Consider the following 25,839-nt stretch of genomic DNA (forward strand, 5'->3'; position numbering starts at 1 on the left):
GCGCTCTCCCCGGACCGGACAGGGCGCCGGCTTTCCCTTCCCTAGGCGAGAGGCGGGCCGCCCTGCAAGCGCTCCGACAGTATCCCTCGATCGGGTGATCTCGTCTGGCTAGAGGCTGCCCGATCTCGCACGGCGTCCCGCGCTGCTCGGACTTTGCTGAGCACCCGGCGCCTCGAACGAAAAAGGCCCGGCGCATCGCTGCACCGGGCCCTCTGGTCTCAGTCGCTGCTTACTTGGCGGCGAGGTAGTCGTACTTGCCGGCCTTCCACTCGTAGACAACGTAGCCCGGCAAGGTGACGTCGCCCTTGTCGTTGAACTTGATGTCGCCGAGCACGGTCTTGAAGGTGCCTTCATTCAGCGCCTGGGTCACGTCCTCGAACTTGGTGCCCTTGGCGGTCTTGGCAGCTTCAGCCCAGGCCTGGATCGCGGCGTAGGTGTAGAGCACGTAGCCCTCGGCGGTCTGGCCCTTCTTGTCGAGCGCGGCAACGACCGGGGCCGCCACTTCGTTCTTGCGCGGGTCCGGCGAGAAGGTCATCAGCGTGCCTTCGCCGGCGTCGCCCGTGATCGCCCAGTATTCGTCGGTGACGATGGCGTCGCCCGACATGATCTTGGCGGTGACGCCCTGATCCTTCATCTGGCGGGCGATGAGGCCGGCCTCGGTGTGGTAGCCGCCGATGTAGACGAGCGTGACGCCGGCCTGCTTCAGCTTGGTGACGAGCGAGGAGTAGTCCTTTTCACCAGCGGTGTAGGACTCGACCACGGCCGGCTTGCCGCCGGCGGCTTCGTAGTACTTCTGGGTCTCGTCGGCGAGGCCCTTACCGTAGGCGGACTTGTCGTTGAGGATGGCGACGACGCCGTCCTTGTAGGTGTCGAAGATGAACTTGCCGGCGACTTCGCCCTGCTGATCGTCACGGCCGCAGACGCGGAAGATGCCGGCACCCGGACGGTCGTCGGTGTACTTGGGGTTGGTCGAGGCCGGCGAGATCTCGACGATGCCTTCCTCGGCATAGACCTGGCTCGCGGGGATCGACGAGCCCGAGCAGAAATGGCCGGCGACGAAGGAGACGCCCTGGCCGGCGAAGGAGTTAGCCACGGCCACGGCCTGCTTCGGATCGCAGGCGTCGTCGCCGATCGACAGGACCAGCTTCTCGCCGTTGACGCCGCCAGCGGCGTTGATGTCCGCGACAGCCTGTTCCGCGCCGATCTTCAGCTGCTGGCCGAAGGTCGCGTACTGGCCGGTCATCGGGCCAGCGACGCCGATGGTGATGTCGGCGAAGGCCATTCCGGCGAAGACCAGATTGAGGGCGGCGCCGGCCAAAAGAGCTTTTTTCATGACAACTTTCCTAGGGATATGAGGGTGGTAAGCGTCGGTGTACGAGGACCAGGTTCGGGCATCAGCCCCCTGCCTGGGCAGGATTAAAGACCAGGAACGGCCGCGACGGAATAGCGCCGCTGCACATATTTATCCGTGTGCCCAAACAAAATGCAGTCTAGGAGCGCAAGGCTTTCGTCCTGGTCAGAAAGCCGTACTGGCGTGCCCGCTGGCGGTTGCGCATGAACTGCCGTCCCGCCGCAGCGATCGCCATCAGGATGACGAAGTCGACCAGCGCATAATGGAGCGCGGTGCCGAGGGTCGAGGCCGGCAGAAAGAAGCTGCCGCCGAACAGGCTGAAATGGATGAAGCGGGCGGCGACCGTCAGCAGCAGCACGTAGAACACCAGAAGGCCCCAGCCGCTCCAGCCGATGGCTGTCGAGCGACCGATCATCCAGGCGCCACCGCCGCCCAGCGCGATGGTGACGACCAGGAACTCGATCCAGCTGACTTCCCAGAGAAGGCTCATTTCCGGCGGCATCAGTGTGCTCCTCCTTCGAGGTAGGCCTGGCGGACTTCGGGCCGTGCCAGAAGCTCGCGGCCGGTGCCGGTCATCGTGATGGCGCCGTTGACCATGACATAGCCGCGGTGGGCGAGACGCAGCGCATGGAAGGCGTTCTGCTCGACCAGGAAGACGGTGAGGCCCTCGTTGCGGTTGAGCTCCTGGATGACCTCGAAGATCTGCTTGACGATCAGCGGCGCGAGGCCGAGCGAGGGCTCGTCGAGCAGCAGGAGTTTGGGCCGGCCCATCAGCGCCCGGCCGATCGCCAGCATCTGCTGCTCGCCGCCCGACAGCGTGCCGCCGCGCTGGGTGGCGCGCTCCTTGAGGCGCGGAAACAGCGTGAACACACGCTTCAGGTCGTCGTCGAAATGCTTCTCGTCCTGCAAGGTGGCGCCCATCTGCAGGTTCTCGGTCACCGTCATCCGCCCGAAGATACGCCGTCCCTCGGGGGACTGGGCGATGTCCTTGGTCATGATCTCGTGCGTCGGCAGCTGGGTGATGTCCTCGCCGCGGTAGACGATGCTACCCTCGCGCGCCCGCGGGCTGCCGCAGATCGTCATCATCAGCGTCGACTTGCCGGCGCCGTTCGCGCCGATGATGGTGACGATTTCGCCGGCGTTGACGTCGAGGTCGACGCCGCGCAGCGCCTGGATCTTGCCGTAGAAGGTCTGCAGGCCGCGGATGGTCAGCATCGGGGTGCCCATCGGGGCGTCGGCGAGCGCGCTCATGCGGGCTTCCCTTCGGCGCTCGGGGTATCGGAGACCTTCGCTTCCGCGATGGCCGCGTCGATGTCGCCGACCTCCAGCCTCTGCTCCACCGCCTCGACCTCTTCGTCGTCGACGCCGAGATAGGCGGCGATGACCTTCGGGTCGGTCCGCACGCTCTCCGCGGTGCCGTCGGCGATCTTCTTGCCGTAGTCGAGGACGATGATGTGGTCGGAGATTTCCATGACCACGCCCATGTCGTGCTCGATCAGCAGCAGCGACACGTCGTGCTCGTCGCGGATCAGCCGGAGCAGCTTGTTCAATTCGCCCGATTCGCGCGGGTTGAGGCCGGCGGCAGGCTCGTCGAGGCAGAGCAGCGCCGGGTTGGTGCACATGGCACGGGCGATCTCGAGGCGCCGCTGGGCGCCGTAGGAGAGGTCGGCGGCCGGATCGTCGGCACGGTCGAGGAGGTCGGCATAGCCGAGCCAGGCGATCGCCTTGTCCATCGCCGCCTTGCGGGCGCGGCGATAGCCCGGCAAGCCGATGAGACCGCCGATGGTGAAGCCCGACGCCGTCATCAGCCGGTTGTGCTGGGCGACGAGGAGGTTCTCGAGACAGGTCATGCCGCCGAACAGGCGGATGTTCTGGAAGGTGCGGGCGACGCCGGCCTTTTCGGTAATCCGGAAATCCGCCATCCGCTCGAGCAGGTAGACCGAGCCGCTGGTGTCCTCGAGATGCTGTGCGCCGCTGGCGGTCAGCTTGTCGACGACGCTGTCGTCGATGTTGCGGCCACGCTTCAAGGCGATGCGGCCTTCGGTCGGCTTGTAGAAGCCGGTGACGCAGTTGAAAACCGTGGTCTTGCCGGCGCCGTTCGGGCCGATCAGCGCGGTGATGTCGCCGCGGCCGACCTGGAAGGAGAGCGCGTCGATGGCGGTGAGGCCGCCGAAGCGCATGGTGAGGTTTTCAACCTTCAGGATCGGGTCGTGCAGCCAGCGCTCGGGCGAGGCAGGGGTGGGTAGGGGCGAAGCGGTCATCGGGGAGGCGGTTGCGGCGGACATCAGTGACCCTCTCCCTGGGCGACCATGTCGGCACCAATGCGCTTGCGTTCCTTGTAGATGGCCGACGGGATGCGCGACGAGATCAGCCCGCGCGGTTTCCAGACCATGATGGCGATCATCGCGAGGCCGAAGATCAGCATGCGGTATTGCGTCGGGTCGAAACCCTCGCCGAAGACCAGCTTCAGCACCGTGAGGTTTCGCAGCAGCTCGATGCCGCCGATCATCACCACCGAGGCGATGACGACGCCGAGCTGCGAGCCGAGGCCGCCGAGCACCACGATGGCAAGGATGATCGCCGATTCGATGAAGGTGAAGCTCTCCGGCGAGATGAAGCCTTGGCGCGTGGCGAAGAACGAGCCGGCGAAGCCGCCGAACATCGCACCCGTCGCAAAGGCGGTGAGCTTGACGTTGGTGGTGTTGATGCCGAGCGAGCGGCAGGCGATCTCGTCCTCGCGCAGCGCTTCCCAGGCCCGGCCTATCGGCATCTTGCGCATGCGCGCGGTGACGAAGTTGGTCAGGAGAGCGAGGGCGAGGATGATGTAGTAGAGGAAGATGAAGCGGTGGATCGAGGAGAACTCGAGGCCGAAATAGGCGGCGAAGCCATCGGGACCGCGGACGAAGTCGAGGCCGAAGAGCGTCGGCTTCGGGATGCCGAGGAGACCGTTTGGTCCGCCCGTCACGTCGCCCCAGTTGAGGAGGACCACGCGGATGATCTCGCCGAAGGCAAGCGTCACGATGGCGAGGTAGTCGCCCCGCAGGCGCAGCACGGGAAAGCCCAGCATGATGCCCCAGAGCGCGGCGAACAGGCCGGACATCGGCAGGCAGACCCAGAAGCCGAGGTCGAAGTTGATGGCGAGCAGCGCGAACGAATAGGCGCCGACCGCATAGAAGGCGACGTAGCCAAGATCCAGCAAGCCGGCGAGACCGACGACGATGTTGAGGCCCCAGCCGAGCATGACGTAGGTCACGATCAGGATGGCGAGGTCGAGGAGGTAGCGGTTCTGGCTCGGCAGCAGCGTGTTGATGATGAACGGCAGACCGAGCGCCACCAGCAGCATCAGGATGCCGAAGACCTTGCCGAAGATCCGGCTGTTGCGCGCCGCCGTAGCGGAGGCGGGCTTGGCCGCTGCCACCGGCTTCGACAGATCGGGCTCGGCGCGGAAGATGAAGTAGGAGAGGGCGAGCCGGACGACGAAGACGAGGCCGATCGCGATCGCCCACATTTCCGGCCGGATCGACAGCACGAGGCCGCCGATGCCGGTATCGGTGCGCAGGAGGAAGAAGAAGAAGGTGAGGAGGCCGGCAATGGTCGCGGCGACGCAGGCGTCCTTCACCGAGCGCACGAGACGGCTGTCCTTCGCCGCGGGCGCCTTGCCCGTCAGATCAAGCGTCGACATCAGACCTTCTCCACTTCCGGACGGCCAAGCAGCCCGGAGGGCATGAAGATGAGGACGATCGCCAGGATCGAGAAGGCCGCGACGTCCTTGTACTCGGCGGCGAAGTAGCCGGCGAAGAACGTCTCGATAAGGCCGATCAGGAGGCCGCCGAGCATCGCGCCGGGCAGCGAGCCGATGCCGCCGAGGACGGCCGCGGTGAAGGCTTTCACGCCGGCGAGGAAGCCGATGTAAAAGTCGATCACGCCGTAGTAGAGGAGGTACATGATGCCGGCGACGGCAGCCAAGCTCGCGCCCATGACGAAGGTCAGCGAGATCGTCCGGTCGACGTTGACGCCGAGCAGCGAGGCCATCTTGGCATCCTGTTCGCAGGCGCGCTGCTGGCGGCCGAGCGAGGTCTTGGCGATCACCAGCGAGAATACGGTCATCAGGACGACGGTCGTCACGATGATGAGGATCTGCATGTAGGAGATCTGGACGTTGATGTTGCCGCTGCCCTGCCAGAGCTGGATGTTGCCGGAAAGCTGCGGCGCCAGCGGCTTGGCACGGGCGCCCTGGGTCACCTGGACAAAGTTCTGGATGAAGATCGACATGCCGATAGCAGTGATCAGCGGCGCCAGGCGGAACGAGCCGCGCAACGGCCGGTAGGCGATCCGCTCGATCGTCCAACCCCACAGCGCGGTCACCGCCATCGCCACGACCAGCATGATGATCAGCACGATCGGAAAGAACGTGACGCCGATCATCGCCAGCGCCAGCAAAGTCGTAAGGGCTACGAATGATCCGACCATGAACACTTCGCCATGCGCGAAGTTGATCATGCCGACGATGCCGTAGACCATCGTATAGCCGATCGCGATCAGCCCGTAGATCGAGCCGAGCGTCAGCCCATTGATCAGCTGTTGAAGAAAGTATTCCATGAACCGCCTTTGTCCGCCGATCCGGCGCAAGCATGACCTTCCGCGGGGCACGTTCACGCGTCGTTCCCGCTGATATCCAAGGCACGATCAGTTTCATAGCAGTCAGGCAGATGCAACCCGGCATTCAGGCTGCAAATGCCTGATATCAACAAAAGCGATGTGGATAACCTGCGTCCGCCCCATCCGCGTCACGCCGCTGTCGCGGACGCGATGCGAAGGGTCGATTTTCGTTCATGCATCCGGCAGCGGGACGGCTATGTAGAGCGGCGGGCCAGAGGCCCCGAGATGCATCCCCAGCCGGAGTGACGTGATGTCCGAGACCGCCGCCGACAATTCCTTCGTGCTGACGCTGACCTGCATCGACCGTCCGGGCATCGTCGCCGCGGTCACCACGGAGCTCGCCGCGATCGGCGCGAACATCGCCGAGTCCAGCCAGTTCTGGGACCGCGGCACCGGCCGCTTCTTCATGCGCATCGCCTTCACCGCCGCGGGCGGCGTCGGGCGCGCGGCGGTGGAGAAGGCGATCGAGCCGGTGATCTCGCGGTTCGACATCAAGACGCGGGTCGTCGACGCCGCGGTAAAGCCGAAGATCATCATCATGGTCTCGAAGTTCGACCATGCGCTGCGCCATCTCCTCTACCAGATCGGCGTCGGCTGGATGGATGCCGAAGTGGTCGCCGTCGTCTCGAACCATGAGGACGCCCGCCGGATCACCGAGCTCGAGGGCATCCCCTTCCACCACCTGCCGGTCGGCAAGACCGACAAGGCCGAGCAGGAGGAGAAGCTGCTCTCGATCGTGCGCGAGAGCGGCGCCGATCTCGTGGTGCTGGCCCGCTACATGCAGGTGCTCTCCGACAACCTGTCGAAGCGGCTGTTCGGCAAGGTGATCAACATCCACCACTCCTTCCTGCCGAGCTTCAAGGGCGCGAAACCCTACCACCAGGCGCACGAGCGCGGCGTCAAGCTGATCGGCGCGACGGCGCACTACGTGACGCCCGATCTCGACGAGGGGCCGATCATCGAGCAGGAGACCGAGCGCGTGACGCATGCGATGACCGCCGACGATCTCGTCGCCGTCGGCCGCGACGTCGAGAGCCGGGTCCTGGCGCGCGCGGTGAAGCTGCACCTCGAAAGCCGGGTGATGCTGAACGCGCACAAGACGGTGGTCTTCGCTTAAACCGCTCTTGCGGTGACATGCGGCAGAGCAACGGGCGGACCGCCCGCAGAGCGGGGCCGCCCGTTGCGAAGCCCCCCGGGCGGCTATTGGCTGCGTCTGTCGGTGAGCATCACGGCAGGACGGGGACGGTTTTAGCGGCCGCGTTTTCCGCCCCCCGGCCGCGCGGCCGTATCATGGCGACTTCACAGGAGGTCGATCATGCCAACCGCCAATCTTCAGCTTCCCTTTCTCGCCGCCTCGCAGGCCCAGAAGCACGTCACCCACAACGCGGCGATCGGCATGCTCGATGCGCTGGTGCAGACGGCCGTGGTCACGCGCGGTCTTGCTGCCCCGCCCGTGGCGGCCGAGGGCCAGGCCTTTCTCGTTGCCGCGGCGGCCACTGGGGCGTGGACCGGCCATGCCGGCGCGCTGGCCGCGTTCCAGGACGGCGCCTGGACCTTTCTGACGCCGCGAACGGGCTGGCGTCTCTGGATTGCGGACGAGGCGCTGTTCTGTGTCTTCGACGGCAGCCAGTGGAAGAGCCTGCCGGGCGAGCGATTTGCCAGGCTCGGCATCAATGCGGCAGCCGACAGTGTCAGCCGGCTCACCGTCTCGGCCGATGCCAGCCTGTTCAACCATGCCGGACATGGGCACCAGCTGAAACTGAACAAGGCGGCCGCCGGCGACACCGCCTCGCTCCTGTTCCAGACCGGCTATGGCGGCCGCGCCGAGATCGGCCTTGCCGGCAACGACGATCTCGCGGTGAAGGTCAGCGCCGATGGCGGCACCTGGCGGACGGCCTTGACCGTCAACGCGGCGAGCGGTGCGGTCGGCCTGCCGAACGGCCTCGCCGCCCCATTGGCCCTTGCGCAAGGCGGCACCGGCGCCGTGTCGGCGCTGGGTGCCCAGGCGGGCCTCGGCCTGCGCTATCCGCTGGGGGCCATCGCCGTGAACGGCATGGCCGAGCTCAATCTCGGCGCGGCGGTCGGCGGTGCCTTGCTGTTTCTCGTCCCCGACGCTGCCGGCGCGCCGGCCGGCAGCCTGTTCGCACGGCTGGCGCCGAGCCCGCAGCTGGTGCCGATCGCGATCGCCGGCGGAACGCTGGGCACCTACACCACCGCTCTTACCGGCAGCACCGGCACCAATGGCCGCGTCAACGTGGCGGCGCTGGACGGTGGACGGGTGCAGGTGGAGAACCGGCTCAGCGCGGCGATCGGATATACGCTCTACCTCTTCCGGTAGAGCCAGCGTGTCAGACCTGCGGCCGGAGAATACGGGGCGTTCGCGTGCCCTGCCGTGAGGGGCGGTGGCCCCTGTCGAAGAGGACTGTCACCGGCGGGCAAAAGTGCGCCGCCGGCGGCCTGTCTCAGATGGTCTCGTCGGCGACGCGCTGGAGATACTGGCCGTAGCTGCTCTTGCCGAGTTCCCGCGCGAGAACGCGGAGCTGGACCGCGTCGATGAAACCCTGGTTGAAGGCGATTTCCTCGGGGCAGGCGATCTTGAAGCCTTGGCGGCGTTCCAGGATGCGCACGAACTCGGCAGCTTCGAGCAGCGAATCCGGCGTACCGGTGTCGAGCCAGGCGAAGCCGCGCCCCATGGTCTCGACCGCCAGCTTGCCCTCCTCGAGATAGACGCGGTTGAGGTCGGTAATCTCGAGCTCGCCGCGCGGCGAGGGTTTCAGCGAACGTGCGATCTCCGAGGCGCGTCCGTCGTAGAAGTACAGCCCGGTGACCGCCCAGTTCGAGGCGGGATGGGCGGGCTTTTCTTCGATCGAGGTGGCGCGCGTTTCGGCATCGAAGGAGACGACGCCGTACCGCTCGGGATCTGAGACGTGATAGGCGAAGACGCTCGCCATGTCCTCGCGCGCCATGGCGCGCTGCATGGTTTCCGGCAGGCCATGGCCGTAGAAGAGGTTGTCGCCGAGGATGAGCGCCGACTTCTCGCCGGCGACGAAGTCCTCGCCGATGATATAGGCCTGGGCGAGGCCGTCGGGCTTGGGCTGCTCGGCATAGTCGAGCCGCATGCCCCACTTCTCGCCATTGCCGAGCAGCGCGCGGAAGCGCGGCAGGTCGTGCGGCGTCGAGATGATCAGCACATCCTGGATGCCAGCCAGCATCAGCGTCGACAGCGGATAGTAGATCATCGGCTTGTCGTAGACCGGCAGCAATTGCTTCGAGGCGGTCAGCGTCATCGGGTGCAGCCGCGTGCCGCTGCCGCCGGCGAGAATGATACCCTTCATGGACACAAAGCCTTTCAACGCGAAGCCTGAACGATCGCCAAGCTGTCTAGACATCTCGGCCGCCAACATCCAGTGAAACAAATGGCAGCCGGGTGGAAACGTTTCTTCCCCTGGGTGAGCATTTCGTTGCGGACCTGCCCTTCCGTTCGCCATGCCGTCGCGGTAGCCAAGGGACAGGCGCCGTCAGGACGGGTCGGTTAGACGGCGGCGCGCCGAAGCTTGGCAAGCCGCAGCGGCGCCAACAGCATAAGCTAGAGAACCTCTTTATGGGCGAGCAGCACCTCCATCACCTGGCCCGCCTCGAGTCCGAGAGCGTCCACATCATGCGGGAGGTCGCGGCGCAGTTCGATAACCCGGTGATGCTCTACTCCATCGGCAAGGACAGCAGCGTCATGCTGCACCTGGCGATGAAGGCGTTCGCGCCGTCGAAGCCGCCGTTTGCGATGCTGCACGTCGATACGACCTGGAAGTTTAGGGAGATGATCGAGTTTCGCGATCGGCGGATGGCCGAGCTCGGCCTCGATCTCAAGGTCCACGTCAACGAGGAGGGCGTCAGGCAAGGCGTCGGCCCCGTCACGCACGGCTCGGCTGTCCATACCGACGTGATGAAGACGCAAGGCCTGAAGCAGGCGCTCAACCGATACGGCTTCGACGCGGCCTTCGGCGGCGCCCGGCGCGACGAGGAGCGCTCGCGTGCCAAGGAGCGCATCTTCTCCTTCCGCACCGCCGCGCATCGCTGGGACCCGAAGGACCAGCGGCCGGAACTCTGGTCGCTCTATAATGGCCGGATCCACAAGGGCGAGAGCATTCGCGTCTTTCCGCTGTCGAACTGGACCGAGCTCGATATCTGGCTCTACATCCTCCAGGAGAAGATCCCGGTCGTGCCGCTCTATTTTGCCAGGCCGCGCCCGGTGGTCCAGCGCGATGGCGCCCTGATCCTCGTCGATGACGAGCGCCTCCCGCTGCTGCCGGGAGAGAGGCCGGAGATGAAATGGGTCCGCTTCCGGACGCTCGGCTGCTACCCGCTGACCGGGGCGGTGGAGAGCCGTGCCGAGACGCTGACGGAGATCATCGACGAGATGCTGGTCACCAGAACCAGCGAGCGCCACGGCCGCGTCATCGACAAGGACAATGCGGCGTCGATGGAGTTGAAGAAGCAGGAGGGGTATTTCTAATGGGCGCGGGCGGTATCGAGGGCTTCCTGCCGGCGGCGGCGAACCGGGATCTGCTGCGCTTCATCACCTGCGGCTCCGTCGACGACGGCAAGTCGACCTTGATCGGTCGGCTGCTCTACGATGCTGCCGGCATGCTCGAGGACCAGCTGTCCGGTCTGGAAGCCGATTCCCGCCGCTTCGGCACCACAGGTGAGGGCGAACTGGACCTGGCGTTGCTGGTCGACGGGCTGATCGCCGAGCGTGAGCAAGGCATCACCATCGATGTCGCCTACCGCTATTTCACCACCGCCCGGCGCAAGTTCATCGTCGCCGACACGCCCGGCCACCTGCAGTACACCCGCAACATGGCGACCGGCGCCTCGACGGCGGACCTTGCCGTGCTGCTGGTCGACGCGCGCAAGGGCGTCGTGACCCAGACACGGCGGCATGCCTACATTGTCTCGCTGCTCGGCATCCGGGGACTGGTCGTCGCCGTCAACAAGATGGACCTCGTGGGCGGCGACGAGGCGATCTACCGGGAGATCGTCGGCGACTGCCGCGCCTTTGCCGGGAAACTCGGCATCGGCGCCATCACCTGCATCCCCGTCGTCTCGCTGACCGGCGAGAACATTTCCCGGCCATCGACGACGATGCCCTGGTACGCGGGGGCGACGCTCCTCGACCATCTCGAGACCGTCGACATCCCGGCCGAGGCGGTCGACGCGCCGTTCCGCATGCCGGTCCAGTGGGTGAACCGCCCGAACCTCGACTATCGCGGCTTTGCCGGCAGCGTGGTCCGTGGCCGGCTGGAGGTCGGCGAGCGCATCACCGTGCTCCCCTCCGGCCAGACCGCGGGCGTCGCTGCGATCGAGACGATGCAAGGGGAGAGCCGGAGCTGCACTGTCGGCCAGGCGGTGACGCTGCTGCTCGACGAAGCGGTCGACGTCAGCCGGGGCGACGTCATCGTGTCTTCCTCGGCGCCTTGCGAGGTCGCCGACCAGTTCGCCGCGCATCTCGTCTGGATGGGCGACCAGCCGATGCTGCCCGGCCGGCGCTACCTCCTGCGCTCCGGCACCTCCTCGATCGCCGCCCAGATCACCGAGATCAAGTACCGCGTCGACGTCGATACGCTGGAGCATGCCGCTGCAAAGCATCTCGACCTCAACGACATCGGCTATTGCAACCTCTCGCTCGACCGTCCGCTGCCCTTCGACCGCTATCGCGACAGTCGCGCGATGGGGAGCTTCATCCTGATCGACCGGCTGACCAATGCCACGGTCGGCGCCGGCATGATCGACTTCGCGCTCCGGCGCTCAGCCAACATCCGCTGGCAGAAGATGAAGATCGACAAGCGCGCCCGCGCCGCCAATACCGGACAGACACCTTGCGTCCTATGGTTTACCGGCCTGTCGGGCGCCGGCAAGTCGACGATCGCCGATCTCGTCGAGCAGCGGCTGCACGCGCTCGGCCGGCAGACCATGTCGCTCGACGGCGACAATGTGCGGCACGGCCTCAACCGCGATCTCGGCTTTACTGACGAGGACCGCGTCGAGAACATCCGGCGCGTCGCCGAGGTCGGCAAGCTGATGGTCGAGGCCGGCCTCATCACGCTCGTCAGCTTCATCTCGCCGTTCCGCAGCGAGCGGCAGCTGGCGCGGGATCTGCTGGAGGAGGGCGAGTTCCTCGAGATCTTCGTCGATACGCCGCTGACCGTCTGCGAAGGCCGCGATCCGAAGGGCCTCTACCGGAAGGCGAGGGCTGGCACTCTCCCGAACTTCACCGGCGTCAGCAGCCCCTACGAGCCGCCGGAGAGCCCGGACTTGCGGCTTCTGTCGGCCGAGCGCAGCGCCGATGACCTTGCCGACGAGGTGATTGCCCTGCTGTCGCAGCGCGGCATCCTGTAGCGTTGGCGGGGCATGGGTAAGACCGTTCCTTGCGGCGAGACAGATGCCCGCATGCGGAGAACGCCGACTTGCATGGCGTGCCCCGCGCCATGACGGACCGGTCGACGGCGAACCCACGGGACGGATGAAAACCATGACGCGTATGACAGCCGGGCAGCTGGTGGCGAGCCTGCCGGAGATGCTCGCCATCGCCGTTGCCGCCGGCGCCGAGATCATGACGGTTTTCGCCCGTCCGCTCGATGTCTCGTCCAAGGGCGATGGCAGTCCGGTGACACTCGCCGACGCGCGCGCCGAAAGACTGATCTGCGAGCGCCTGTCGCAGCTTTGCCCCGGCATTCCCATCGTCGCGGAGGAGCAGGCCGCGGCCGGCATCCTGCCGCCGGTGCTCGGCAACCTCTTCATCCTCGTCGATCCGCTCGACGGCACACGGGAGTTCATCGAAGGACGCCCGGACTTCACCGTCAACATCGCGGTGATCTCCGGCGACCAGCCGGTGCTCGGCATTGTCTATGCGCCGGCCCAGCGACAGATTTTCTGGGGATCAGGTGAGGGCGCCTTTTGCGGGAGGGTGATGCCGGAGGCCGGGAGCGTCGTGGCGGATGTCATCCGCCTCGCCGTCCGCCCCCGCCCGCCGCGCGCCGTGGTGGTCGCCAGCCGGTCACACGGCAATGAGGCGACGCGCCGTTACGTCGAGGGGCTCGGCCCTGTCGACCTCCTGGCCGCCGGCTCGTCCCTCAAGTTCTGCCGGGTGGCCACCGGAGAGGCCGACCTCTACCCGCGTTTCGGCCGGACGATGGAATGGGACACCGCGGCCGGGCAAGCCGTGCTGGTGGCGGCCGGTGGCGCCGTGCGCGGCCTCGACGGTTGCCCTTTGCGCTACGGCAAGCGCGACCAGGCCGGCGACGACGACTTCGCCAACCCGCATTTCATCGCCTCGGGCGGGCAGGCGGCTGCAACAGCGACTGCCCTCTAGCCATCGGCCTCGCCCGGTCCGGCCGGAACCGGCAGCAAAAGCGCCGCGCAACCTCAGCGCTTCGCCTGACCATCGCCGCCCGGCCTTGCGGCTGACGACGGCCCGCCCGGCAACGCCCGCACGATATTCCGCCCCCTTGTCGCTTGCCTGTTGCAATGCCGGCCCTCATTGGGTATTCCCCGCCTCGGAGAGGTGGCCGAGTGGTCGAAGGCGCGCCCCTGCTAAGGGCGTAAACGGGGAACCGTTTCGAGGGTTCGAATCCCTTCTTCTCCGCCATAAGCCCAGCAATGCAGTGACTTATGTGGCTCTTTCGGAGCCTGTCATAACTTCTATCCTACTGAGAAAAAGACGCCGCCCTGGTGGTGGACAGGACGGCGCCGGCCGCGCCTTGGGGGTGGTGTAACCCAAGGGGCCTATTGCGCTGCAGGTCCGGGTTTGAGCCGGGGCCGAGGCGGGTTCGAATAGGTTAGGCAGCCCGCAACGAGGCTTCCGAAAGCGCCCGGATCCAGTCCGTTCAAACATCAAGAACTACATAGTAGCGTCGACCGGCTTCGGAAATGAAGCGCTCCATGACGATTGCCTCGTCGTCGCCGTATGCAACACACGTCACGCATTCAAAAGCGAAGTTATCGTTCGCCACGGCGGCTGCATGCTGGGCCTTGATGGTCGCTGCAGTGTTCATCTGCTTGGCTTCCCGGTTGCTAATGACCTAGGGTAGAAAGCTTTCGTATGCGCATCAAATCGTTGTTTTCACTCACAATTTTAGCGGTGCTGCTTAGAATGGTAAAATGGTGGACCCGAATGGCTAAGTTTGCTGACGGACAAGCTTGCCCTACAAGCCGCAAGCATGCGAGGTTTCACGAAAGATATTGTTCGTATGGAAGCTACTTTATTTGGCAACTCTGAGAAGCGCCTTGGCGCGCACAGAAAAGAAAATGGGATTCATTCGAATAAAGACCGATGAATTACTCCCTATTATTCAAGCGCTGGCGGGGCCTGGCGGAAGTGTTAAAGCCAGAACCTCTCAGCACTACCTAGACAATTTCGAAGACGTTGCTGCAAACAGTGAAAAACTTGCTGGCTGTCCAAAGCTTGAGTTTCCAAACCTAGAAATAAAATTTGATGGCAGGTCAAATATGATAACCGGTCGGTCACGAAACCGATTGGAAGACGAAGCTTGCGTGTCCGATGCAGAGAGTCGCCTACTACCATACCTATCTAAGTGGAATTTCTTGACCAAATTCTACAAGATCGGTTGCTTTATCGGAACTTGCATCTTGGCTGTCGTATTTATAATACATACAAATTATCATGCATTCATTTCAGATAGAAATCTCTTAGCATTGCTCGCTATCTGGTTCGCAATGTTTATCTGTTGGGTTGATCCGATAAATAGGAAGGCTCGAAATGTACTGTATTACAACCATGTTTCATTTTGGCGGCTACATCAAACAGTCATCGTAGGGGTGGTATCCACGATCGTAGCATCCGCTTTGACGTACATGCTGACCTGCTGAAGATCAGCGACTACGAAAAGCCAGGTATTTGCCGGCCCCAGGTTAGGTGCCTTTCCCGATAGTCGGCTACATGCAGGGACGCAGCCCTGATCTCTGCCACATTGCGCCATCGAAAAAGAGGGTAATAGGTTGTTACAGCCGACCAGGTCGGGCCTAGCGCCGCAGTAGGGTCGTGAGTCCGCAGCTACATAAGCGACAGGGGTTTGCTTATGGTCATTAAGGAAGGGATTTGCTCGTCCTAGCCTATATTAGCCAAGGTATTCCGTTATCCGTGTAACACTTTTTATAAAATCATCCTATAGCGATTTTAATTACGGACAATAAAAATTTATAAAGTCAATGAGGGGAATTCGCTATGGGGTATTATTTAGTACAAAATCGGCCACCAGTAATTCTGCATAAATTTCATACATGTCTCGGAGGATAACTCAACCTTCGAGTGAGACCTTAATATTTCAGGTAATCTCGCTTCAATGTTTACGGTATTGGTATGGGAAATTCCAAAACACGTTCCGAAGACAGACGCATTTCTGATATTGAATTCTTCACTTAATCTGAAAAGCTCAAGGTTCATTTTACCGTAGGAAAATCCCAGAAACGCAATCACCTCTGCCTCGTAGATGACGCTGTGCATTTCTGCCATGCGTCCGTCTTCTTCGACGCGCTCGGTAAATGTTCGGATCTGCGCTGCGATATCGGGGAGCCTTTGGCTTGTGTAATGCAAACCAAATTCTACTGCCTCGCCACGATCTTGCCATGGTAAGATACCAACCTGACCATATGGATGGATTACTTTGAGCTTCCGGCAATGCTCCTGCGCCTCTTCTCGGCTTATGAGAAAATAATTCTGAAGGGCTTCAGATATATAATATTCAATACGGCGATCATAGTTAAAGGTTATAAAACTTACATTATCAAATATCGATCCAAGATCTTCTTTTCTAACATCTTCACTCAGCATTTGGTAAAATGTATGATGCCATGAGCGATCTAGCCCATCAAAATTCAAAACCCGGTGGTCTTCTGTCTTAATTATACTGGTCTTCTCTGCCTCAAGGATCGCGGCCGCAATAGCAAGCTTGCCGACTTGAACAATCTTTTCATCGTGTGCGTGGCTATGGAGATAGTTATCTATAGAATTGCCTGTGGCATTGCGTCTGCGATTGAAATTGCTGCCGCGATCCATGGATTGATATCTCGCTGCTGTCTAGCTTGAGCAGAATGCTCTATTGCGCCGCCTAGCCGATTGTCGCCGCGATAGCGCTCTGGGGCACCGGCAGCACGCTTTAGCTTTGTTGCAATGATAGTCTTTAGCTCTTCTCCCATTGGAAGCTTGAGTTCCTTACTTGCCCCCGCTCCAACGATAAAAACTGTTTTGCGTCTGAACATTAAGCATCCTCTCGTTGCAACAATTTGATGCAAGCGGGAGGATGCTCAACCTTACGAAGAACATTTTGTCAATTGCCTGCCAGTATCGAGCCTAAGCGTCGCCTCACCTTTCGACATCCGCATTCAATACGCCTTCGGACGATGACGAGCTATAGGAGGATCTAACTGCATTCTGAGCTAGGCTGGGGATCGAGCGAAAAGTAGCCACCAACGCTTCGGCCTCGCGGCGAGCCGCAGTAACGGGCGAAGCGTTCGGGGGCGGCGAGATCGACCCTGTCCGCGCCGGTGGCCGGCAGCGGCGGTCGGACCCGTTGCCGACCGCCGTCAGCCCGCTAGGCCGCCTTGGCGAGGATCCGCTGGCCGGCGGTGTAGGACGCCTGGGCGGCGGCGACGCCCGAGCCGAGCTGGATCTTGGCGCCGCAGTCGACCAGCGCCATCTCGGCGACCGAGAGCGCTCCCAGCAGCATCAACTCGCTCGTTGCGCCGATATGGCCGATGCGGAAGACCTTGCCGTTGAGGCGAGCAAGACCCGAGCCGAAAGACACGCCGTAGCGCTCGAAAGCCCGGCGCAGCACCGCAACCGCGTCGACGCCCGCGGGAACCGCAATCGCCGAGACCGTGTCGGAGTACCATTTCGGCTCCTTGGCCACGAGATCGAGGCCCCAAGCCGAGACCGCCGCGCGCACGCCCGAGGCGATGTGGTGGTGGCGGGCGAAGACGTTCTCCAGGCCTTCCTCGAACAGCAGGTCGAGCGAGGCGCGCAGGCCCCGCAGCAGCGTGGTGGCGGGCGTGTAGGGAAAGTAGCCGTCCTTGTTGGTGCGCAGCATGTCCTCGAAGGAGAAGAAGCAGCGCGGGTAGCGCGACGAGCGGTGCGCCGCCATCGCCTTTTCGCTGACGCAGATGATGGCAAGGCCGGTCGGCAGCATGAAGCCCTTCTGGCTGCCGGTCACGATGCCGTCGACCCCCCATTCGTCCATGCGGAAATCGATCGAGGCCACCGAGGAGACGCCGTCGATGTAGAGGAGCGCCGGGTGGTTCGAGGCGTCGATCGCCTTGCGCATGCCCGCGACATCGGAGGTGACGCCGGTCGCGGTCTCGTTGTGCGTGCCGAGCACGGCCTTGATCCGGTGCTCGCGGTCGGCGGCGAGGATATCGGCGAACTTCTCCAGCGGCACGCCTTCGCCCCAGTCGGCCTCGACCACCTCGGTCTCGAAGCCGAGGCGCTGGCACATGTCCGCCCAGAGCGAGGAAAACTGGCCGAAGGTCGAGACCAGCACCTTGTCGCCGGGGTTCAGGGTATTGGTGAGAACCGCCTCCCAGCCACCGGTCCCGGACGCGGGATAGATGAAGGGCTGACCGGTCTGCGTCTTGAACACCTTCTTCAGGTCGGCGAACAGCGGCAGCGTGAGCTTCGGGAAGTCCGGCGAGCGCATGTCCTCCTGCGGGAGGTTCATGGCGCGTCGAACGACGTCCGGCACATTGGTCGGGCCTGGAATGAACAGTCCGGAATGATAGTGCATCGTGATCCTCAAGCCGTCACGGCGATCGAAGCGTCGCCCTTGTTGGTTCTTGAAGTCATCGCGACCCGCCGGATTGCCGACCCTCTCGAGGGTCTGCCCTGCGTCGGTGCCCAGCGTCACGAAGTTCTCCCGCAGAAAACACTGCCGAAGCAGGCAAGCCTTGAACAGTGAGTTTTTCCAGCACGACGCCACAGTAATTCTTAGGGGTGACGCTTTCCCGGCAATCTCGCCGGCGGCTTTTACGGGCGGCAAGTCTACCGAGCGGCGGAAGCACGAAGGCGGAAGCCGATACCGGACCGGACGCTGCGCGATGCCGAACGGGCGTTGGAATCTCCGCCCACCCATCCGCGCCACGAGGATCAGAACTCGCCGACCTCGGACCGGCCGACACCGGGCGCGCCGATCAAGCTTGGTCAGGCAGCTATTTCTCTGCGGGTAACTTCAGGAGATTTCACTGAATGTCAGGCATCCTGCTTGACTCTGAAATGCAAAGAAAGGAAAGCAGCGGACATTCCGTAAGGTGAGGTTCGGTTGAAGAGGTTTCTCGTCTACGCGGCGATCGGTGTCGTCAACACCGCGATTCACTGGTCGGTGTTTGCAGGTCTGCTGAGCCTGGCCTTCAGCCAGGGCTGGGCCAACGTCGCCGGGTTCCTGACCGCTGCGACGTTCTCGTTTCTGGCAAACGCCAAGTGGACATTTCAGGCGCACGTTAGCTGGCGGCGCTATTTCGCCTTTACTTTATTCATGGGCTTGACAGCTTTCGTCGTCGGAGAAAGTGCGGAAAAGATGAATGTTCATCCTCTGGTGACGCTGGTCCTGTTTTCCTTCCTCAGTCTTTCCATCGGGTTTGCCTTCTCGAAATTCGTCGTCTTCAGGACGGCCCGGTGAGGATTACCCTTGTCGTCCCGGTCTTCAACGAGCAAGCCACGATCGCGATCTTCTACGCCGCAGTCCGTGCCCAGCTTCCCTACACCGCTGCCGAGGTGGAAATTCTTTTCGTCGACGATGGCAGCGAGGACGGGACTGTCGATGCCGTCCACCAGATCATGGCGCTCGATCCTTTTATCCGTCTGATCCGGCTTTCTCGCAATTTCGGCAAGGAGGCAGCCCTGTTCGCCGGGCTCGACCATGCCGATGGTGACGCCGTGATCCCGATAGACGTCGACCTCCAGGACCCCATCGATGTCATCCCGAGGCTCGTGGAGAAGTGGCGCGCCGGGGCCGACGTCGTCTTGGCCAAGCGTGTGGACCGGCTTGCCGACAGCCGCATGAAGCGGCATGCCGCGGCTTCCTTCTACAAGCTGCACAACCTCATCAGCTCGCCCAAGCTGAACGAGGACGTCGGCGACTTCCGCCTGCTCGACCGGCGCATCGTCGAGATCATCCGCACCTTGCCGGAGCGGAACCTCTTCATGAAGGGCATTCTTAGCTGGGTGGGCGGGGATGTCGCCGTTGTCGAGTACACACGGGCGGCACGCAGCTCGGGGCACACGAAGTTCAATGGCTGGAAGCTGTGGAACCTCGCGCTCGAGGGCCTGACCAGCTTCTCGACCTTTCCGCTTCGGGTCTGGACCTATCTCGGCCTGTCCATCGCCGGACTGTCGTTCCTCTACGGCGCCGCGATGCTGATCGACAAGATGGTCTTCGGCAATGCCGTCCCAGGCTATCCGTCGCTGCTGGCGGCGGTCCTGTTTCTCGGCGGGGTGCAGCTGATCGGCATCGGCGTTCTCGGCGAATACATCGGCCGCATCTACATCGAGAGCAAGCATCGGCCTCGCTATGTCGTGAAGTCCGGAAGGAACAGCAATTGAATTCCACCGTCAGGCGCCCGGCCATCTTCCTGTGGCCGCTGCTGGTCGTGGCGGTGAGTTTCGCGATCATTGTCGCGCGGCGGCCAGATATTCTATTCTACGCGCAGCCCTGGGCCGAGGATGGCACAGTGTGGATGGCGCAGATCTACAATGACGGGTTCTGGCATTCGTTGATCCAGCCACAGAACGGCTACTTTCAGTCCATTTCGCGGCTGGCTTTTGGTGCCGGCCTCTCTTTCGGACTGGAATGGGCGCCGTTGGTTGCGAACATCATCTCCATTCTTGTCCGCTGTATGATCGTCCTGTTCATCCTAAGCGGCCGGTTTTCATTTGCGGATGTTCGCTTTCGCTGGATATTGGTAGCGTATATCCTGCTAATGCCCGGCGTCTCCGAAGCTTACGTCAATATCACGAATGCTCACTGGTACCTTTCAATCTACCTTCTGGCGGTGATTCTGGCGGACGAACCTCGGACGCGCGCGTGGAGGTTTCACGACTACGCGGTGTTGCTTCTCTCGGCGCTGAGCGGCCCATTCGTCGTCTTCATGGCCGTCGCCCTCTTCGTGAAGCGTTGGGCGCAACGTGGTGGCCTCGTCAATGCCGTCGTCGGGATCAATACCTTCGATGTGCTGGCGGCGTTATGCTTTGCCATTCAGTTGGTCTCAATCCTTGCGACAGGCTCGTCAGCTCGATCACCAGCACCGCTCGGCTTCGAGGTCGGGCTGATGGTGAACATCCTGTCGTATAGGCTCGTGATCGACTCTCTTCTGCCGATCAATGCCATGAATGCCGATGCGATCCCTTACTGGGTGAACGTCTCCTTATGTACCGTAACTGTCGCTGCGTGCATCTACGCGGGCCTCAAGGGCGGTTGGCGTATCTGGGTCGGAACAATATTCGTTGTGCTTTTTATGTGTTTTGCTTTCGCTCGCCCGATGCTGGATCTCGTAAGGCCTCAACTGCCATTTTTGTTGGATCCGGGTATGGGCGGGCGATACTTCATCATTCCGAAAGTGGGCCTCGTCTGTATCTTCCTTTTTTGTCTCTATAAGATGGGTCAGCGAAAGCTATGGGCGGCAGGGTTATGTGCGGCCGTAGCGCTCCCCTTCATGTTGCGTGATTTCTCCATCGCGCCCCTTCCACGCTCGACGTACTACGAGGACGTTGAGACGTTTTTGGCTCAACCCAGCGGCACGCCGATGAAGATCAACATTTCTCCCGGCGGCTGGACCGCTTCGCTCGTTCGGAAATAACGTCAGATAAGAGCTCTGCCCGACACCCTTCAGCCGTTGCTGCGGTGATAGCCGAGGTACCAGGTGACGAAGCGGTCGATGCCCTCCTGGACCGAGGTGCGCGGCCAGGTGCCGATGGCGGCCTCCAGCGCGGAAACGTCGGCGAAGGTGTCGGGGACGTCGCCTGGCTGGAGCGGCAGGAGGTTGCGCCGGGCGGTGCGGCCGAGAGCCTTTTCCAGCGCTTCGATGTAGGCGCCGAGCTCCACCGGGGCGGAGTTGCCGATGTTGAGGACGCGGAAGGGCGCGCTGCTGGTCGAGGGATCGGGGCGGGCGGGATCGAAGGCGGGATCGGGCGCCGCCGGCTGGTCGCTGACCCGCAGAACGCCCTCGACGATGTCGTCGACATAGGTGAAGTCGCGGATGTGACGTCCGTGGTTGAACACGTCGATCGGCTCATCGGCGAGGATCGCCTTGGTGAACTTGAACAGCGCCATGTCCGGCCGTCCCCACGGCCCGTAGACCGTGAAGAAGCGCAGGCCGGTCGTCGGCAGCGTGAAGAGGTGGCTGTAGCTGTGCGCCATCAGCTCGTTCGCGCGCTTGGTGGCGGCGTAGAACTGGATCGGGTGATCGGCGGCCTCGCTCTCGCGGAACGGCATTGCGGTGTTGGCACCGTACACGCTGGAACTGCTGGCATAGGTGAAGTGCCCGACCTCGTTCCAGCGGCAGGCTTCCAGCAGGGCGGTGAAGGCGAGGAGGTTGCTCTCGACGTAGGAGTAGGGATCGATCAGCGAATGGCGCACGCCCGCCTGCGCGGCGAGGTGGATGACACGCTCGAACCGCTCGCCGGCGAAGAGGTCCTCGACAAGCTTTCGGTCGGCGAGATTGCCGCGGACGAAACGGTAGGGCGTGCCGGTCGCCGCCGCGGTCTCTTCGAGGAGCGCGAGCCGCGCCTCCTTCAGGCCCGGGTCGTAATAGGCGTTGACGAGGTCGACGCCGACCACCTCGTCGCCGCGTTCGAGGAGGCGCTTGGCGGTGTGGAAGCCGATAAAGCCGGCATTGCCGGTGACGAGGGTCTTCATGCGGCGCCTTCCCGGTGCGTCTCAGTCATAGCCTGCCGTCCGCCTCGCCTTGCGGCAGGATCGCCTTGACGTCGAACAGGACGCCCTCCGGCCCCTTCAGCAGCTGGCGCAGGCCCGTGCCGCCGAGGGCGCGGAACGCATCGTGCGCGACGGCGACGATCACCGCGTCATAGGCGCCGTCGGCCGGCAAGGCGGGGAGGGCGGTGATGCCGTAGCGGTGCAGCGCATCCTCCGCCTCGATCAGCGGGTCGTGCACGTCGACCGTGCAGCGGAAGGCCTCGAGCGCTGCGACGATGTCGACGACGCGGGAATTGCGGATGTCGCGGGTGTTCTCCTTGAAGGCGAGCCCCAGCACCAGCACGCGGGCGCCTTGCAGTTCGCTGCCCTTGCGGAGCATCAGCTTGACCACGCGCTCGGCGATCTCGCCGCCGACGCCGTCGTTGATCCGGCGGCCGGCGAGGATCACCTCGGGATAGTAGCCGACCTGCTGCGCCTTGTGGGTGAGGTAGTAGGGGTCGACGCCGATGCAGTGGCCGCCGACGAGGCCCGGCCGGAACGGCAGGAAATTCCACTTGGTGCCGGCGGCCTCCAGCACCTCGATGGTGTCGATGCCAAGCCGCTCGAAGATCAGCGACAGCTCGTTCATCAGGGCGATGTTGACGTCGCGCTGGGTGTTCTCGATCACCTTCGCCGCCTCGGCGACCTTGATGCTCGACGCCTTGTGCGTGCCGGCGGTGACGACGCTGGCATAGAGGTGGTCGATGGCGTCGGCGGCGTCCGGCGTCGAGCCGCTCGTCACCTTCACGATATCGGCAAGGCCATGCAGCTTGTCGCCCGGGTTGATCCGCTCGGGGCTGTAGCCGCAGAAGAATCCTTGATTGAAGACGAGGCCGGAGGCCGTTTCCAGCAAGGGCACGCAAACCTCCTCGGTGCAGCCGGGAAACACCGTGCTCTCGAACACCACCACTGCCCCCGGCTTCATGGCGGCGCCGACGAGGGCGCAGGCGGCGTTGAGCGGGCCGAGATCCGGGCGACGGGCGTCGTCGACCGGCGTCGGCACCGAGACGATGTAGACGTCGTAGCCCGTAAGGTCCGCGGGATCGGCGGAGAAGCCGAGGCCGGCGGCGGCGGCGATCGCGGCCGGCGTCATCTCGCCCGAGATGTCGTGCCTCCGGCGCAAGGCCTCGATCCGCCTGACGTCGAGGTCGTAGCCGACGACGCGATGGCCTCGGGCGGCGAAGGCGACGGCGAGCGGCAGGCCGACATAGCCGAGGCCGATGACGGCGATGCGGGAGGTGGAGAGATCCAAGTCGGTCGGTCCAGTGCAGAGAAAATGGCCGCCACGGGGGGAGGCGGGGTCGGGCAATCCCTCGGCAGAACCGGGCGCCTTGTCAATGCAGCGGGGCAGGGAGAGCCTGACACCACGGCTTGCAACGGGCGCGCGGCGGGCTTGCACGAGCGGGTGTGGACGGCGTGTGCTGCCGGGCTGCGAGGGCAACGCATTGCCACTGGCGCCCCCGGCTGAGGACCGTCCGGTCCGCTCGCCCGCTCACGCCCCGCGTCCGCTGCGCCACAATATGTGACGGGTTGGCCACTGCCGACAGGCTTGCTAAACCGGCCAAACAGTTTAGCCCGTCCGCATCCGGACGGTCATGCGCGGCGCAAGCCAACGCGCCGCCTGCCGGTCGCAGCATGCCTTTCGGGGAATGGTGCCGACCTCAGCCGCTGCGGTCGAAACCGCCGGCGCTCTCATCGGAACAGGGTTCGCAGCATGGACAAACCGATCGCCTTCATCGACCTCGGCGCGCAGCGCGACCGCATTCGCGACAAGATCGACCGCGCGATCGCGACCGTCCTCGACCACGGCGCCTTCATCATGGGCCCGGAGATCGCCGCGCTCGAAACCCAACTCTCGGCCTTCACCGGCGCCAAGCACACGCTCTCCTGCGCCTCCGGCACCGATGCCCTGGCGCTGCCGCTGATGGCCTGGGGCATCCGGCCGGGCGACGCAGTGTTCTGCCCGAGCTTCACCTTCGCCGCCACGGCCGAGGTCGTCGCCTGGCTCGGCGCGACGCCGGTGTTCGTCGACGTCGATCCCGAGACCTTCAACATGGACCCCGCGAACCTCCGGGCTGCCATCGAGGAGACGCTGAAGGCAGGCAAGCTGACGCCGAAGGTGGTGATCACCGTCGACCTGTTCGGCCAGCCGGCCGACTATCCCGCGATCAAGGCGATCACCGACGAGTTCGGCCTGAAGATGATCTCCGACGCCGCGCAAGGCTTCGGCGGCACCTGGGGCGAGCGCTATAGCAATGTCTGGGCGGACGTGGTGGCGACGAGCTTCTTCCCGGCCAAGCCGCTCGGCTGCTACGGCGACGGCGGGGCGATCCAGACCGACGATGCGGAGCTGCATGCCGTGATGGATTCGCTGCGGATCCACGGCAAGGGCGAGGACCGCTACGACAACGTGCGCATCGGCATGAACGCCCGTATGGACACGATGCAGGCGGCGATCCTGATCGAGAAGCTCGCCATCTTCCCCGGCGAGATCGAGGACCGCAACCGCATCGCCGCGCGCTACGCCGAGGGGCTTGCCGGGGTGGCGACCCCGCAGGTGGTGGCGGAGGGTGCCCTGTCGACCTGGGCGCAATACACCATCCGCGTCCCGGCCGCGCAGCGCGACGCGCTGGCCGCGGCCCTCAAGACGGCCGGCGTTCCGACGGCGATCTATTATCCAAAGCCGCTGCACCGGCAGACCGCCTACAAGCATTTCCCGGTCGCCGGCAACGGCCTGCCGGTCTCCGACGCGCTGGCCGCCGAGGTGATCAGCCTGCCGATGCACCCCTATCTCGACGAGCCGACGCAGGACCGGATCATCGCGGCGGTGAAGACGGCGCTCGGCGGTCTCTGAGGCGGTTTCAGCTGCGAGCCCGGTGCCGCCGTCGGTGCCGGGTGTTCGAAGTTTCAGACAGGAAGGATCCGCCGTGACATCCACCATCAGGATCGGCGTCGTCGGTTGCGGCTCGATGGGCGCCAACCATGCGCGGATCGCCGCCGACCTGCCGGGCGCGACCCTCGTCGGCGTCGTCGACACCGACGCCGCGCGCCGGGAGACGATCGCCACCGGCACCGGTTCGGCCGCCTTCGCGACGGTCGCGGAGCTTCTGGCCGCCGGCATCGACGCCGCGGTCGTCGCGACGCCGACGGTCTACCACCATGCGGTGGCGACAGAACTGCTCGAGGCCGGCATCCACCTTTTGGTCGAAAAGCCGATCGCCGCGACGGTCGAGAAGTCGCGGGAGTTGATCGCGCTCGCCGAGCGGATGGACCGCCGCCTGACGGTCGGCTTCGTCGAGCGCTTCAACCCGGCGCTCCTGGCGCTGCGGGCCGCGGTGAAGCCCGAGGAGGTTCGCTCCATCGCCATCACCCGCGCGGGGCCGTTTCCGGCGCGCATCGGCGATGTCGGCATCGTGCTGGACCTCGGCGTGCACGACATCGACCTGATCCGCTGGATTGCCGGCTCGGAGATCACCACGCAGCGGGCGCTGACCTCGTCGACCCATGGCGCGCACGAGGACACGGCGTTCCTGCAGTTCGAGACCGCGACCGGCGTCGTCGCCAGCCTGAACAGCAACTGGCTGACGCCGTATCGGTATCGGCGGATGGAGGTGGCGACCCGCGACCGGTTCCTCGTCTGCGACATGCTGCTGCGGACGGTCACCGAGTATTCCGACTACGGCAAGGACGGCAGCAGCCGTCAGCGCAACCTCTTCGTCGGCATGACCGAGCCGCTGAAGGCCGAGCACCTCGCCTTTCTGGCCGCGATCCGCGGCGAGGCGCCGGTGGCGGTTTCGGGCACCGACGGGCTGCGTGCTCTCGAGATCGCCCTGGCTTGCCTCGCGGGCGCTTGAGCCG

22 protein-coding genes and 1 tRNA gene are annotated in these 25,839 nt (G+C 63.9%); 11 read left to right on the plus strand and 12 right to left on the minus strand.

The genetic code is table 11. The annotated features are described in order from the left end of the window. Positions 1-229 precede the first annotated feature (229 nt). From ACZL02_RS04040 to ACZL02_RS04065, 6 genes are all read right to left on the minus strand, one after another. Complete coding sequence (locus ACZL02_RS04040; protein WP_472938883.1) at positions 230-1,333, minus strand: branched-chain amino acid ABC transporter substrate-binding protein; 1,104 nt, start codon at positions 1,331-1,333, stop codon at positions 230-232. A 157-nt stretch (positions 1,334-1,490) separates the two neighbouring features. Further along, the gene (locus ACZL02_RS04045; protein WP_472938884.1) at positions 1,491-1,853 is read right to left on the minus strand and encodes a DUF6867 family protein; all 363 of its coding nucleotides are present in this window, start codon (positions 1,851-1,853) and stop codon (positions 1,491-1,493) included. Next, positions 1,853-2,602, minus strand: a complete 750-nt coding sequence (locus ACZL02_RS04050; RefSeq protein WP_472938885.1) for an ABC transporter ATP-binding protein — start codon at positions 2,600-2,602, stop codon at positions 1,853-1,855. Before ACZL02_RS04050 ends, ACZL02_RS04045 begins: the two co-directional genes overlap by 1 nt. After that, entirely contained in the window at positions 2,599-3,612 is a 1,014-nt protein-coding gene (locus ACZL02_RS04055; RefSeq protein ID WP_472939108.1) for an ABC transporter ATP-binding protein, read from the minus strand. The genes ACZL02_RS04050 and ACZL02_RS04055 overlap by 4 nt, the downstream gene beginning before the upstream one ends. Before the next feature lie 23 nt (positions 3,613-3,635). Continuing rightward, the gene (gene livM / locus ACZL02_RS04060; RefSeq protein WP_472938886.1) at positions 3,636-5,033 is read right to left on the minus strand and encodes a high-affinity branched-chain amino acid ABC transporter permease LivM; all 1,398 of its coding nucleotides are present in this window, start codon (positions 5,031-5,033) and stop codon (positions 3,636-3,638) included. Next, positions 5,033-5,950, minus strand: a complete 918-nt coding sequence (locus ACZL02_RS04065) for an ABC transporter permease subunit (protein WP_472938887.1) — start codon at positions 5,948-5,950, stop codon at positions 5,033-5,035. The genes livM and ACZL02_RS04065 overlap by 1 nt, the downstream gene beginning before the upstream one ends. Before the next feature lie 310 nt (positions 5,951-6,260). Here ACZL02_RS04065 and purU point away from each other — a divergent pair, with 310 nt between their 5' ends. After that, on the plus strand, positions 6,261-7,127 hold the full coding sequence (purU, locus tag ACZL02_RS04070) for a formyltetrahydrofolate deformylase (protein ID WP_472938888.1): 867 nt from the start codon (positions 6,261-6,263) through the stop codon (positions 7,125-7,127). A gap of 198 nt (positions 7,128-7,325) precedes the next feature. Then, positions 7,326-8,348, plus strand: a complete 1,023-nt coding sequence (locus tag ACZL02_RS04075; protein WP_472938889.1) for a DUF2793 domain-containing protein — start codon at positions 7,326-7,328, stop codon at positions 8,346-8,348. A 124-nt stretch (positions 8,349-8,472) separates the two neighbouring features. Here ACZL02_RS04075 and rfbA read toward each other — a convergent pair whose 3' ends face one another. Further along, positions 8,473-9,345, minus strand: a complete 873-nt coding sequence (gene rfbA / locus ACZL02_RS04080; protein ID WP_472938890.1) for a glucose-1-phosphate thymidylyltransferase RfbA — start codon at positions 9,343-9,345, stop codon at positions 8,473-8,475. Positions 9,346-9,611: 266 nt separating this feature from the next. Between rfbA and cysD the strand changes: the two genes are divergently transcribed. From cysD to ACZL02_RS04100, 4 genes are all read left to right on the plus strand, one after another. Beyond that, complete coding sequence (cysD, locus tag ACZL02_RS04085) at positions 9,612-10,520, plus strand: sulfate adenylyltransferase subunit CysD (protein WP_472938891.1); 909 nt, start codon at positions 9,612-9,614, stop codon at positions 10,518-10,520. Then, positions 10,520-12,403, plus strand: a complete 1,884-nt coding sequence (cysN, locus tag ACZL02_RS04090; RefSeq protein WP_472938892.1) for a sulfate adenylyltransferase subunit CysN — start codon at positions 10,520-10,522, stop codon at positions 12,401-12,403. Before cysD ends, cysN begins: the two co-directional genes overlap by 1 nt. Positions 12,404-12,536: 133 nt before the next feature. Further along, a complete protein-coding gene (cysQ, locus tag ACZL02_RS04095) occupies positions 12,537-13,376 on the plus strand; it encodes a 3'(2'),5'-bisphosphate nucleotidase CysQ (protein ID WP_472938893.1) in 840 nt (279 codons plus the stop codon). 186 nt (positions 13,377-13,562) lie between these two features. After that, positions 13,563-13,652: transfer RNA gene (locus ACZL02_RS04100), tRNA-Ser, on the plus strand. Between the two features lie 238 nt (positions 13,653-13,890). Here ACZL02_RS04100 and ACZL02_RS04105 read toward each other — a convergent pair. The 3 genes from ACZL02_RS04105 to ACZL02_RS04115 all read right to left on the minus strand — a co-directional run bounded on the left by ACZL02_RS04105 (position 13,891) and on the right by ACZL02_RS04115 (position 17,802). Further along, entirely contained in the window at positions 13,891-14,058 is a 168-nt protein-coding gene (locus tag ACZL02_RS04105) for a hypothetical protein (protein WP_472938894.1), read from the minus strand. Between the two features lie 1,202 nt (positions 14,059-15,260). Next, complete coding sequence (locus tag ACZL02_RS04110; RefSeq protein ID WP_472938895.1) at positions 15,261-16,079, minus strand: hypothetical protein; 819 nt, start codon at positions 16,077-16,079, stop codon at positions 15,261-15,263. 535 nt (positions 16,080-16,614) lie between these two features. Next, positions 16,615-17,802, minus strand: coding sequence for an aminotransferase class V-fold PLP-dependent enzyme (locus tag ACZL02_RS04115; RefSeq protein ID WP_472939109.1), 1,188 nt, complete (start codon positions 17,800-17,802; stop codon positions 16,615-16,617). A 531-nt stretch (positions 17,803-18,333) separates the two neighbouring features. Here ACZL02_RS04115 and ACZL02_RS04120 point away from each other — a divergent pair. Genes ACZL02_RS04120 through ACZL02_RS04130 form a run of 3 tightly spaced genes read left to right on the plus strand, consistent with a single transcriptional unit; the run spans position 18,334 to position 20,866 of the window. Then, entirely contained in the window at positions 18,334-18,690 is a 357-nt protein-coding gene (locus ACZL02_RS04120) for a GtrA family protein (RefSeq protein WP_472938897.1), read from the plus strand. Continuing rightward, positions 18,687-19,613 (plus strand): glycosyltransferase family 2 protein, encoded by a 927-nt coding sequence (locus ACZL02_RS04125; RefSeq protein ID WP_472938898.1) that lies wholly within the window; start codon positions 18,687-18,689, stop codon positions 19,611-19,613. Before ACZL02_RS04120 ends, ACZL02_RS04125 begins: the two co-directional genes overlap by 4 nt. Continuing rightward, a complete protein-coding gene (locus ACZL02_RS04130) occupies positions 19,610-20,866 on the plus strand; it encodes a hypothetical protein (protein ID WP_472938899.1) in 1,257 nt (418 codons plus the stop codon). The genes ACZL02_RS04125 and ACZL02_RS04130 overlap by 4 nt, the downstream gene beginning before the upstream one ends. Before the next feature lie 29 nt (positions 20,867-20,895). On the opposite strand, the gene ACZL02_RS04135 is transcribed toward ACZL02_RS04130, so the two are convergent. Both ACZL02_RS04135 and ACZL02_RS04140 read right to left on the minus strand, forming a co-directional pair. Continuing rightward, positions 20,896-21,924 (minus strand): NAD-dependent epimerase, encoded by a 1,029-nt coding sequence (locus ACZL02_RS04135; protein WP_472938900.1) that lies wholly within the window; start codon positions 21,922-21,924, stop codon positions 20,896-20,898. A gap of 25 nt (positions 21,925-21,949) precedes the next feature. Continuing rightward, complete coding sequence (locus ACZL02_RS04140) at positions 21,950-23,233, minus strand: nucleotide sugar dehydrogenase (protein WP_472938901.1); 1,284 nt, start codon at positions 23,231-23,233, stop codon at positions 21,950-21,952. A 462-nt stretch (positions 23,234-23,695) separates the two neighbouring features. Between ACZL02_RS04140 and ACZL02_RS04145 the strand changes: the two genes are divergently transcribed. Then, on the plus strand, positions 23,696-24,835 hold the full coding sequence (locus ACZL02_RS04145) for a DegT/DnrJ/EryC1/StrS family aminotransferase (RefSeq protein WP_472938902.1): 1,140 nt from the start codon (positions 23,696-23,698) through the stop codon (positions 24,833-24,835). A gap of 73 nt (positions 24,836-24,908) precedes the next feature. Then, positions 24,909-25,835 (plus strand): Gfo/Idh/MocA family protein, encoded by a 927-nt coding sequence (locus ACZL02_RS04150; protein ID WP_472938903.1) that lies wholly within the window; start codon positions 24,909-24,911, stop codon positions 25,833-25,835. Positions 25,836-25,839: the final 4 nt, after the last annotated feature.

The organism is Mesocryomonas fontinalis, assembly GCF_055730125.2.